Below are 11,612 nucleotides of genomic sequence, written 5' to 3' on the forward strand. Positions count from 1 at the left end.
GGCGGTGCGTACCGCCGGTGGCTACGTCCGGTCGCTCTCGTGACCGGCGGCGTCCACGACGTCGCGCTTCCCGGTGTGCTCCCGCTGGTCGAGCATCGCCTGCTCCGGGTGGTGCAGGTCGAAGGCCGGGGACTCGGAGCGGATCTTCGGCAGGGTCACGAAGTTGTGGCGCGGCGGCGGGCAGGACGTGGCCCACTCCAGCGAACGGCCGTAGCCCCACGGGTCGTCGACCTCGATCTTCTTGCCGTACTTGGCCGTCTTCCACACGTTGTAGAGGAAGGGGAGCGTGGAGAGGCCGAGGAGGAAGGCGCCGATCGACGACACGGTGTTCAGCGCGGTGAAGCCGTCGGCGGCCAGGTAGTCGGCGTACCGGCGCGGCATGCCCTCGGCGCCCAGCCAGTGCTGGATGAGGAAGGTGGTGTGGAAGCCGACGAAGAGGGTCCAGAAGTGGATCTTCTCCAGGCGCGAGTCGAGCATCGTGCCGGTCATCTTCGGCCACCAGAAGCTGAACCCGCCGAACATGGCGAACACGATCGTGCCGAAGAGGACGTAGTGGAAGTGGGCGACGACGAAATAGGTGTCGTGGACGTGGAAGTCCAGCGGCGGTGACGCGAGGAGAACCCCCGTCAGACCGCCGAACAGGAAGGTCACGAGGAAGCCCACCGCCCACAGCATCGGCGGCTCGAAGGTGATCGACCCCTTCCACATGGTGCCGATCCAGTTGAAGAACTTCACGCCCGTCGGTACGGCGATCAGATAGCTCATGAAGGCGAAGAACGGCAGCAGCACGGCTCCGGTGGCGAACATGTGGTGCGCCCAGACCGTCACGGACAGGCCGGTGATGGCGATGGTGGCGCCGACCAGTCCCATGTAGCCGAAGATCGGTTTGCGGGAGAACACCGGGAGGATCTCGGTGATCACACCGAAGAACGGCAGCGCGAGGATGTAGACCTCGGGGTGCCCGAAGAACCAGAAGAGGTGCTGCCACAGGAGCGGCCCGCCGTTCGACGGGTCGAAGATGTGCGCGCCGAACTTGCGGTCCGCCTCCAGGGCGAAGAGCGCGGCGGCCAGCACGGGGAAGGCGAGCAGCACCAGGACCGAGGTGAGCAGCACGTTCCACACGAAGATCGGCATGCGGAACATGGTCATGCCGGGCGCGCGCATGCAGATGATCGTGGTGATGAAGTTGACCGCGCCGAAGATCGTGCCGAAACCGGCCAGCGCCAGCCCCATGATCCACAGGTCACCGCCCACGTAGGGGGTGCGCTCGCCGCCGCTGAGCGGGGCGTAGGCGGTCCAGCCGAAGTCGGCGGCGCCCTGGGGGGTGAGGAAGCTGGACAGGACGATCAGGCCGCCGAAGAGGAAGAACCAGTACGACAGCATGTTCAGCCGCGGGAAGGCGACGTCCGGGGCGCCGATCTGCAACGGCATGATCGCGTTGGCGAACCCGGCGAAGGTCGGGGTGGCGAACAGCAGCAGCATGATCGTGCCGTGCATCGTGAACGACTGGTTGTACTGCTCGGTGGACAGCAGCTGCAGGCCTGGCCGGGCCAGTTCCGCCCTGATCACCATCGCCAGCACGCCGCCGACCAGGAAGAACCCGAAGGACGTGATCAGGTAGAGGTGGCCGATCTTCTTGTGGTCGGTGGTGGTCAGCCAGGAAATGACCATTCGGCCCTTGCTGCGCCGCCCTTCGACCGGCACCAGCGTCACCGGCGTTGTCTCTGTTGTCATCAGCTTCCTCAATCGGCAGCACCACTTGGCCGTCGAAGCCGGGCAGCACAATGGGTGCCTCGCCCACCGGTCGTGGTGTCGGGCAGTGCGTAACCAGTTGAGCCCGATCCATGCCCCCCTGACGCGGGACAAGCTGCCGGTGCGGCGGAACCGACCCCAAGGGACCAATGTGCCGTTCGTGCGAATGGCCTATTACTCACACGGAGTCACGGTCGTGGCCACGGCTTCGGGCCCGGTGGCGGCCCGCCCGTGAACCCCGGTAAGCGGCGCGGCGCACCGCCGCCAGCGCGCTGCCCGGGCCGAATTCCGGGAGGCGGTTCCCGTATATGTCGAAGTCCACGCTCTCCTCGCGCGGTACGGGCAGGGGAGCGCCCACCGTCAGCACCGCGAACGTCCGCCAGGTGCCCCCGACGGTCCCGGCGCGCAGGTCGACCACGAGCCTCCCGTCGGCGAGGGCCCTGTGCAGGCTCGCCGGGTCGCCGTGCACGGGAGCCCGGTCACGCCGGGGAAAGGCGGCCAGGAGACGGTGGCGGGCGCCGACGCGGTACTTCAGCAGGGTCGAGTACGGGCCGCCCAGCACATCGGCGCGCGGCAGMGGCAGSCGCCGGACGGTCCGGCCGCTGCCACTGCTGGTGAGCAGCAGGTCCAGGGGCCGGCCCGGGGCCGCCGCGTCCTCGACGCGGACGGCCAGTCCCAGCGCGTCGGGCAGCCGGGCGGGCAGACCGGCTCCCCGGGAGAGGCGGACCACGGCGGTGTACCGGCCGGGCGTGTCGAGCCAGGGGACGCCCCAGCTGCCGCCCCCGTCGTCCACGACCTCCAGTTCGGCCGTGCAGGTCAGCCCGGTCGGATGCAGCGCCGGGGCGCGCCGCAGCCGCGCCAGACGGCGGAACCCCGCCTCGACGGCACCGACCAGTCGTCCTGCCATGCCGCACCTCGACCTTCCTCGAAACCGGGCAGCCGCTCCGCCCCGCCGCCGCGACCTGCGGCGAAGGGCCGTCCGAGTACCCCCGCGGACACGAAGCATGGGCGGGTGCCCGCGTGGCGTGCGCGGTTCAGGAGGTGCGTACCGGAGACCTCGCTCCGGACACGCCCTCGTCCTGGAGGGGCGGGGCCGTCACGGCGCCGCCGTGCCATTCGCACAGCAGTACCGTGGCGTCGTCCTCCAGGTGGCCGTCGTGGTGGTCCAGTACCGCGCGGACGAGCCGGCGCAGCGTCTCCGGCGCGGCCAGGCCGTCCGCCTGGTGCCGGATGACGAACTCCACGAAGCGGTCGCGGCCGAACTCGTGCCCCTGGGCGTCGCGCGCCTCGACGATGCCGTCGGTGTACAGCAGCAACTGGTCGCCCGGCTCCAGCTGTTCCCGGCACACGGTCACGGGCAGTCCCAGGTCGGTGCCCAGCGGATGGGTCGGCGCGCAGCCGAGATGGGTGGTCCAGCGCCTCCCGCGGATCAGGACGGGGAGGTGGTGGCCGCAGTTGAGCCAGGTCAGCAGGCCCGAGTCCAGGTCGAGGTCGGCCAGTACCGCGGTCGCGTACCGGGACCGGGAGAACTGTTCGAGCAGCGTGGCCTCGATCGCGTCGCGCGCCTCTTCGAGGCCCCGGCCCCGCCGCCGTTCGTTGCGGCAGGTGGCCATGGCGAGGTTGGCCGTCAGCCCCGCCGAGGTGTCGTGGCCCATGGCGTCGAAGACCGACAGGTGGGCCGTCTCGCCGGCCAGGGCGTAGTCGTAGGCGTCGCCCGCCGTGTCGTAGGCCGGCTCCATCGCCGCGGCGATGGTCACCCTGCTGTTGGCGAACGTGCGCGGCGGCATCAGCGTCCACTGCATCTCCGCGGACACCGACATCGGGCGCACCCGGGTGAGGCGGGCGTAGGAATCGCTGTGATGCCGCTTGGAGACCAGGAGCAGGCCCAGGAGCGAGGCCAGGTCCTCCATCGCGTTGCGCGTGTCGTCGTCCGGTTCGCCGTCGGTCCCGGTCCGCAGGACGCCCAGCCGTTCGGTGCCGTCCAGGACGGGCAGCCAGTGCTGCACGCCCCCGTCGGCGGGCGCGGAGTGCGTCTGCGCGCTGCGGAAGACCCGGCCCGGCAGCGTCCCGTCGACCCGCATCTCCTGCCCGCCCGCGCCGGCGTCCGGTCCCCGGCCGGTCACCTCGCGCAGTACCAGCTCCTGGATGTCGGCCACGTAGACGCGCGTCCCGTGCAGTCCGGCGTCCTCCGTGTGCCGTGCCACCAGTTCCGGCAGCTCCTCGAAGGCGGACAGATGGCTGGCCCGCAGCAGCGCGTGCAGCATGCGGGCACAGTCGTCGAGCGAGGTCATGCCGGTCACCTGTCGAACAGGGACGGCTCGCGTCCGCCTGTTCCGGCCCCACCGCCCGGGGCCACGGCAGAGGGGAGCCGGTGGACGAGAACGAGAAGTCCGAACCGATGTCACGTCAAGACTACGGCCGCACCACCTGTCCCAGGACCGTACTGCGGCGGGGCCGCCCCCAGCCGCGCGGCGGGCCGTGCGCCGGTGCTATGCGTGGTCCCGCGCGGACCGCACGCGGCCGAGCTGCTGCTCCAGCTCCGTACGGATCCCGTCGTCCAGTCGCCCGGTCCGGGCCCAGTCGATGAGCAGGCGGGCGACGTCCCGCAGCTTGACGTTCGTCCGCTGCGAGATCTCCCGCAGGACCCGCCAGCCCTGGTCCGGCGTCAACCGCCCCAGCGCGATCACCACACCGATCGCCTGGTCCACCACGGCGTGCGAGCGCACCGCCTCCTGGAGCTGGGCGTTCTCGTCCTGCAGTTCCTCCAGTTCCTCCACCCGCTCCGCCGCGGGTCCCTCCACCGTGTCTCCGGTACCAGGTGTCGCCTTGCCCGCCACCGCCGCCTCCGCTGCACTCGAATCCGGCATCCGACGACTTCCGTCTCTCCCCGATCCCGGCCCGTCAATCATGGGCCCGCCGCCGCGAGAACGGGCCAAAAGGGTCCGGTGCGGCGGAAGGCCGGTGGCGGGGGCCCGATGGCCCGCGCGGCGGTCGGGGGAGCGGAAGACGCCCTGGGACGGCGGCAGTTCGGGCCGGGGGCCCCGCGCGGAACGCTTCTGTCCGGTTCCGCGCGGAGGGCGCGGGCGTCGGCACGCGGGGCCACACCTTCCTCACGGATCTGTCAACGCGGGCACGCTGACTGTCACGACCCGACGTATCCCGACCTGAAACGACTGCTGCTGTCCGAAAGGAGCTGACCGCGAGGCTAGACTTCAGCAACCGAATGGCCCTTGCCCTACGTGTAGTTGATAGCGACGGGTGATCGCCTCGGCGGTGGAGGACGAGGGGTCCGGCACGGTGGGCCCACCGCTGTCGGGCGCCACTGCATGCGACGGGAGCACCAGCGTGCCGGGGCGGCCCCGATCGCATGGGCGACGTCCGGGCGCTCATGGTCATGCTCGTAGGACAAGGGAGAATCACCCCGATGCACCACCAGGACACAGCGTCCCCGGACGTGAGCCCTGAGCGGCTGGTCGCCGAACGCTACCGACTGCTCTCTCCTCTGGGGGAGGGCGGTATGGGCACCGTGTGGCGCGCCCGTGACGAGGTGCTGCGCCGCGAGGTCGCGATCAAGGAGGTGCGCGCGCCCTCCGGGCTCGCCGCCGAGAAGATCGAGCGCATGTACACCCGGCTGGAGCGGGAGGCCTGGGCCGCGGCCCGGATCACCGCCCGCAACGTGATCACCGTGCACGACGTGGTCACCGACGGCGGCCGCCCCTGGATCGTCATGGAGCTCGTGCGCGGCCGCTCCCTCGCCGATCTGCTGGAGGAGCAGGGGACGTTGCGCCCCCAGGAGGCCGCGCGGATCGGCGCCGAGGTACTGAACGCGCTGCGCGCCGCGCACGAGGCCGACGTGCTGCACCGGGACGTCAAACCGGCCAACGTCCTGCTCGCCGACGACGACCGGGTGATCCTCAGCGACTTCGGCATCGCCATGGTGATGGGCGACACCGCGCTCACCATGACCGGCGAGGTCGTCGGTTCCCCCGAATACCTCGCGCCCGAACAGGCGTTGGGCCGTTCCCTCGGTCCCGCGACCGACCTGTGGTCGCTCGGTGTGCTGCTGCACACCGCCGTCCAGGGCCGTTCGCCCTTCCGGCAGGACAGCGCCCTGGGCACGCTGCGCGCCGTCGTCGACGACGAGCCGCCCGTCGCGGACCGCGCCGGACCGCTGGCCCCCGTCATCGAGGGACTGCTGCGCAAGGACCCCGCGGAGCGGGCCTCCGCCGAGCGGACGGCACGGGACCTGCGGCTCATAGCCGCCGGCGCCGCGCTTGACGCCGACTCCACGTCGACGGGCCCTCAGCCGGTGGCGACCGCCGCCGACGCACCCACCGGGCAGGCGCACCCCGCGCCGCGGCCCGCGTCCGCCGACACCGCGCAGACGGGCACCGCCGCGGCGACCGTCTTCGAGCGGCCCGGCGACGCACGCCCGGCGCCGGACGCCACCGGTGCCACGGACGCCACCTCCGCGGACACGTCCGCGCTCACCTCGGCGGACACCTCCGCGGTGACCGCCGTCGACGGGCCGACGGCACCGGCGCGGCCCGCAGCGACGGCGCCCGCCGCCCCGGACGCAACGTCTCCGGACGCGACCTCCCCGGCCACCGCGTCCCACGACCTCACGGTCGCCGACGGCACGGTGGCGGCCACCGCGGCGCCGGGCGCCACCGACACGCCCACCGTCCAGGTGCGCACGTCCCCCGGCCCCACCGGCGCCGGAGCGCCTCCCGCGCCGCCCACGGGCCCCGCGCACCAGCAGGTTCCGCAGGCGCACTCCCTCCCGACGGCGACCTCCCCGGTCACCGCGGAGGCACCCGGCTCCACCCCGCCGCCGCGCAACCGCCGCAAGGGATACCTGATCGTGGCGCTGGCGACCGTGGGCGCCCTGCTGCTGGGCGGACTGGGCTACGCCCTGCTCAACGAGGGGGACGACGGCAAGGCGGATGCCAAGGACCCCTCCTCGAACACGGCCGGCACGGGCTCCCCGCAGGCCCAGGACGGCGCCGCCGCCGGCGGCGACGGCTCGGACGCCGAGGGACAGCCCCCGGTCACGGTGACGGTCGAGGGGACCAACACGACGTACGCGGGCAGCTGCCCGCCGCCGCAGGACCGGGCCCCCGCGTTCACGGCCACCTTCAAGGTGACCGAGCTGCCCGTCAGCTTCACCTACCGCTGGGTCTCGGCGGAGGGATCGGTCGTCGACAGGACCTGGCGGCGGCTGACGTTCTCCGAGGGCGGCCCCCGCACCCACCAGCAGTCGATCCGCGTGACGACGTACGCGCAGGAGGGGACGCTGGCGAGCGCCATGGGCGTGGAGATCAAGTCGTCGCAGCAGACGATCTCCGACACGGTGCCGTTCACGGTGACGTGCCGATGACGGCCCGGGCGGCGGCCGCGGACCCCGCGCGCCGTCCTGCCCGGGTCCCCTGTTCGTGATGGTCCCAACCGCCCCGTGCCGGGCATGTCATCGAGGAGTTTGAAGTGTCGTCGGTCATCGTGGGACGCACGGGTCCCTTCAGCGGTCAGAGCGTGGTGCTGGGCACCGCGGGCTCCCTACGGTTCGGACGCAAGAGCGACAACGATGTGATCATCGTCAGCACCAGTGCCTCCCGTCTGCACGCCGAGATCGTCGTGGAGGACGGGGCGTTCGTCCTGCACGACCGCAACAGCAGGAACGGGACGCACGTCAACGACCGCCGTATCACCCGGCACGTGCTGGAGCACGGCGACGTCATACGCATCGGCGACGAGACCTTCGCGTTCGAGACGCAGGAGGCCCTGGAGACGGTCATGGACCTCTCCCAGCTGGACATGCCGCGCGCCCCGGCCGCGGACCCCGGCACCCTGCGCGTCACGGTCGCGGGCGGGGGCCCGGTCGGTCTGGCCTTCGCCCTGATGCTGGAGGCAGCGCTGCCCGGGCGGGTGGCCGTCACGGTCTACGAGGGCCGCTGGGTCAGGTCCGGCTCCACGGTGGTCTGGAAGGACGAGACGCACGGGAACGTACGCCGTCAGCAGGTCGTCACCATCCAGAGCCGGCAGTACCTCGCGCTGAGCGAGGAGATGCAGGCCGCGCTGTTCTCCGACCCGGCCCACTACTCCGAGATGTGGCCGATCGGCCCCGACTCCGTCGACGGCAAGCCTCCCCGCAACATCCGGATCGCCTACGTCGAGGACCAGTTGCTCGCACTGGCCAACACCAAGGCCGCCATCCGGCTCGTACCGAAGCGCTTCGACGCGCCCGAGCACGAGGGGCGGCTCGCCCAGGAGCACGTCCTGGTGATCGGCGAGGGCGGCCGCTCCCGCACCCGCGAGTACTACGGGGACCGCTTCGGCGCGGCCGACGCCTCCATCTACTCCCTGGACGGCGAGCACATCCAGGACGTGGTGCTCGGCCTGCGGGTCAAGTCGCCGCTCACGGACGAGATGAGCGTCCTGCTGACCGTGTCGCAGAACCGGTTCCTGCTCAACTCCCTGCGCGGCGAGGGCTTCCTCAACATGCGCCTCACCCGCGACGAGGCCAAGGCGGTGATCGGCATCGATCCCGTGCGCCAGGTCTTCGAGGAGTGCATCGCCGCACGGCCCTGCGTGATGAGCCGCCACGAGGACAACGAGTTCGTCTGTCCCACCCACGGCACCCTCTTCCTGCCCGCCCTGCTGCGCGGCTCGGCCCTGTGGAAGCGGATCCAGGAGGGCCTCAAGCTGTTCGGCGTGCCCGAGGAGGACCTGAGCGCCATCACCTCGTTCCGGCTGGACATGGTGCAGCGCCCCAGGTTCACCGCGCAGCTCAGCCGGGCCACCGCGACGACCCCGGGAACGTACGGCTTCCTGCTGGGCGACGCCGCCAACGCCATCCACTTCTGGCCCGGGCGCGGCCTCAACAGCGGTGTCGCCTCGGCCGTGTCGCTGGCCCGCTCGCTCAGCCGCGCCTGGCGGGGCAAGCCGCTGCGCGACGCCGACTTCATCCGGCACGAGGCCGCGATGTCCATGCTGCAGTACCGGCACAAGAGCCGCGCCTGGAACGCCATGGTCACCACCGACGAACAGGGCGTCACCCGCGCCATCAAGGACATCATCGCCCGCAGCATGGAGGAGGCGCCCGCCCCGGTGCCGACCGCCGAGCCCGAGGACGCCCGGCCCGACCTGGAGGCGCTGCTCGCGCGCATGGGCGAGATCCGCTCCCGGCTCGCCCCCCGTCTGCCCGGCATGCCGACCGACGAGGAGCTGCGCGAGCACCTCGCCTCCCTGGCGCCGTCGACCCTGCGGACCCTGCAGGAGAGCGGGGCGTGGGACACGCTGATCGTCGGCGGCGAGGAGGCCGACATCGACCTCTTCTACCAGTCGGAGGCGCCGGTGTACGTCGGCCGTCCCACGGACCCGCGGGCCGTCGGCCAGGACCCGGGCCCCCGGGAGCCCGCGGCCTACGACCCGGCCTGAGCCGGCCGCCCCTGGCGGGCCCGCAGCAGGGCGAGGAGCGGCGCCGCGGGCAGCGGGTGGCGCGTGTGGCCGTGCGGGCCCGTGGTCGTGGTGGCGGTGAGCAGGGAGTTCAGGACGGACTCCTCGACGGCGTCCAGGACGGCGACGAAGAGCGGGTCCAGCAGGCCGTCCGCCACCACGGAGGGCCCGGCGGGCGCGCCCAGCGGGCGGGTGCCGAAGGCGAGGCCGTAGTCGCCGCTGCCGTGGCCGTACGCGGCGCCGGCCCTGGCCAGCCCGTAGACCGCGCGCCGGGCCAGACGGGTCAGCTGGCGGGCGTCCAGCGGAGCGTCGGTCGCGACCACGACCATGCAGGAACCCTCCTCCGGGGCCGCCGCCGGCACCGCGTCCCCTGCCAGCACCGCGTCCCCCGTCCGTGCCGGGTCCGCCGCCGGCGCCTCGCCCGTCGTCGGTGGCGGGTCCTGCGTCTGGACGCCGACGTCGGCGGGGGTGACGGTCCGGCCCGACACCCGCAGCGTGCCGCCGAAGTTGGCCTGCACGAGCACCCCGAGCGTCACCTCGCGGCCCGCGGCCAGGGACACGCGCCGCGACGAGGTGCCGATGCCGGCCTTGAAGCCCAGCGCGGTCATCCCGGTCCCCGCCCCCACACATCCCTCGGCGACCGGACCGCCGCACGCGGAGTCGAGCGCGGCCCGGACGTGCTCCGCCCGCACCGGACGGGAGCGGATGTCGGACAGGAGCCCGTCGTTGCACTCCCCGACGACCGGGTTCAGGCTCCGTACGCCCGCGCCCTCGGGCCGCTCCAGGACCCAGCCCACCAGGGCGTCCGCGACCCGGAAGGCGGACAGCGTCGAGGTGAGCAGCACCGGCGTCTCCAGCGCGCCGAGCTCCGCGAGCTGCGTGGTGCCGAGGAGCTTGCCGTAGCCGTTGCCCGCGAAGACCCCGGCGGGCAGCGGACTGCCGGGGCCCACCCCGTCCGGCACGATCGCGGTGACACCGCTGTGCACGCGGGGCGGGCGCACCAGCGTGGTGTGCCCGACGCGGACGCCGGGCACGTCGGTCAGGGCGTTGTGGGGCCCGGTGGGCAGGTCCCCGACGCCGAGACCGAGCGCACGGGCCCGCCGGGCGGCGGCCGGGGGCCTCCCGGACGGAGACCCGAGCAGCGGCTCGTCCCCGCGCCACGGCTCGTCCTCGCGCGACGGCCCGTCCGACGGCTCATGAAGTGACTCACGCATGAGGGCACGCTAGTGACACATGCATGAGGGCGCGCTACCGGGGCTGCCCGGCGGGCCGGCTCCCGTGCTCCACGGGCGCCCCACCGGTTTCCCTCCGGGTGCGTCCGAATGCCCCGCCCGCCCGGAATCCAGTGTGTGCGGCGTGCCCGTCGTCCGCCCCGCACGGGGGCGGCGGGCCTGCCACCGCCCCGTGCGGGGCGCCGGAGACCGCGGGCGGGGGCCCGCCGGAACGGAGGACACGACGTCGATGAGACTCATCGGACCGCCCTGCGTCGACGGGCTGCGCGCACGCCTCGGCGGCGAACTCTTCGCCCGGGTGGCAGGACCGGACGGCCCCCGCAACCGCGAGCGCATCCACGGCACACCGGGCCCGCGCTGGTTCGGGCCCGAGCGCCCCGTCCGCCGGGTGCACGGCGACGCGTCGATGTTCATCGGCGGCCTGTCGGCCCTGCTGCTGCAGTCGCTCCATCCGCTCGCCATGGCCGCCGTCGCCGCCCATTCCGGCTTCCGGGGCGACCCGMGGGGCAGGCTCCAGCGCACCAGCACGTTCCTGGCGACGACGACGTACGGCACCGCCGAGAGCGCCGAACAGGCCTGCGCGCGGGTGCGCGCGGTCCACGAGCGGGTGTCCGGAACGACCCCCGAGGGCGCCGCCTACCGGGCGGGCGATCCGCACCTGCTGGGCTGGGTGCACGCCGCCGAGACCGACAGCTTCCTGCGCGCCCACCAGCGCTACGGCCACCGCCCGCTGACGGCCGCCGAGTGCGACGGCTACGTCGAGGACATGGCGCGCGTCGCCACCGCGCTCGGCGTGTCCGATCCGCCGCGCGACCGGGCGGGCCTCGCCGCACGCCTCGACGCGTACCGCCCCGAGCTGCGGGCGACCCCGCAGGCCCGCGACACCGGACGCTTCCTGCTGCTGAACCCGCCGGTCCCGCTGCTCGCCCGTCTCCCGTACGGGGTGCTCGCCGCGAACGCGGTCTCCCTGCTGCCCGCCTGGGCCGCCGCGGAGCTCCGGCTGCCCCGGCCGGCGCTGGTCGACGGCCTGTGCGTACGGCCGCTGGGCTCCGCCGTGACCTCGGCGGTCCGCTGGGCGATGAGCCCGCCGCCGACCGGCCGCGCCCCGGCCGGCTGAACGGCCCACCGCACACCATGCGCCCCGCGACACCACGCGCCCCGCGCACCGCGTAC

Annotated in this window: 8 protein-coding genes; 3 read left to right on the forward strand and 5 right to left on the reverse strand. The window is 73.2% G+C overall.

Annotated features, from left to right (window positions below; genetic code table 11):
* Positions 1–21: 21 nt before the first annotated feature.
* The 4 genes from ctaD to FGF04_RS23555 all read right to left on the reverse strand — a co-directional run bounded on the left by ctaD (position 22) and on the right by FGF04_RS23555 (position 4,619).
* A complete protein-coding gene (gene ctaD / locus FGF04_RS23540; protein ID WP_188114194.1) occupies positions 22–1,734 on the reverse strand; it encodes an aa3-type cytochrome oxidase subunit I in 1,713 nt (570 codons plus the stop codon).
* A 196-nt stretch (positions 1,735–1,930) separates the two neighbouring features.
* Positions 1,931–2,659, reverse strand: a complete 729-nt coding sequence (locus FGF04_RS23545) for a phosphodiesterase (protein ID WP_149513268.1) — start codon at positions 2,657–2,659, stop codon at positions 1,931–1,933.
* Positions 2,660–2,786: 127 nt separating this feature from the next.
* Positions 2,787–4,043, reverse strand: coding sequence for a PP2C family protein-serine/threonine phosphatase (locus FGF04_RS23550; protein ID WP_235882454.1), 1,257 nt, complete (start codon positions 4,041–4,043; stop codon positions 2,787–2,789).
* Positions 4,044–4,241: 198 nt separating this feature from the next.
* Positions 4,242–4,619, reverse strand: coding sequence for an ANTAR domain-containing protein (locus FGF04_RS23555; protein ID WP_149513269.1), 378 nt, complete (start codon positions 4,617–4,619; stop codon positions 4,242–4,244).
* A 557-nt stretch (positions 4,620–5,176) separates the two neighbouring features.
* On the opposite strand from FGF04_RS23555, the gene FGF04_RS23560 reads away from it, so the two are divergent.
* Positions 5,177–7,132, forward strand: coding sequence for a serine/threonine-protein kinase (locus FGF04_RS23560; RefSeq protein WP_149513270.1), 1,956 nt, complete (start codon positions 5,177–5,179; stop codon positions 7,130–7,132).
* Between the two features lie 104 nt (positions 7,133–7,236).
* Positions 7,237–9,189, forward strand: a complete 1,953-nt coding sequence (locus FGF04_RS23565; RefSeq protein ID WP_149513271.1) for an FHA domain-containing protein — start codon at positions 7,237–7,239, stop codon at positions 9,187–9,189.
* Here the strand turns inward: FGF04_RS23565 and FGF04_RS23570 are convergent.
* Positions 9,174–10,421, reverse strand: coding sequence for a P1 family peptidase (locus FGF04_RS23570; protein ID WP_149513272.1), 1,248 nt, complete (start codon positions 10,419–10,421; stop codon positions 9,174–9,176). The two genes, FGF04_RS23565 and FGF04_RS23570, sit on opposite strands and share 16 nt — an antisense overlap.
* A 247-nt stretch (positions 10,422–10,668) precedes the next feature.
* Here FGF04_RS23570 and FGF04_RS23575 point away from each other — a divergent pair, with 247 nt between their 5' ends.
* Entirely contained in the window at positions 10,669–11,556 is an 888-nt protein-coding gene (locus FGF04_RS23575) for an oxygenase MpaB family protein (RefSeq protein WP_149513273.1), read from the forward strand.
* Positions 11,557–11,612 lie beyond the last annotated feature (56 nt).

This window comes from Streptomyces apricus, from assembly GCF_008369065.1.
In the GTDB taxonomy this organism is placed as follows: Bacteria; Actinomycetota; Actinomycetes; order Streptomycetales; family Streptomycetaceae; genus Streptomyces; species Streptomyces apricus.

Bases quoted from the DNA above. Each gene is read 5' to 3' on its own strand.
- FGF04_RS23550 (WP_235882454.1), bottom strand. From the start codon at position 4,043: ATGACCTCGCTCGACGACTGTGCCCGCATGCTGCACGCGCTGCTGCGG.
- FGF04_RS23570 (WP_149513272.1), bottom strand. From the start codon at position 10,421: ATGCGTGAGTCACTTCATGAGCCGTCGGACGGGCCGTCGCGCGAGGAC.
- FGF04_RS23555 (WP_149513269.1), bottom strand. From the start codon at position 4,619: ATGCCGGATTCGAGTGCAGCGGAGGCGGCGGTGGCGGGCAAGGCGACA.
- ctaD (WP_188114194.1), bottom strand. From the start codon at position 1,734: ATGACAACAGAGACAACGCCGGTGACGCTGGTGCCGGTCGAAGGGCGG.
- FGF04_RS23560 (WP_149513270.1), top strand. From the start codon at position 5,177: ATGCACCACCAGGACACAGCGTCCCCGGACGTGAGCCCTGAGCGGCTG.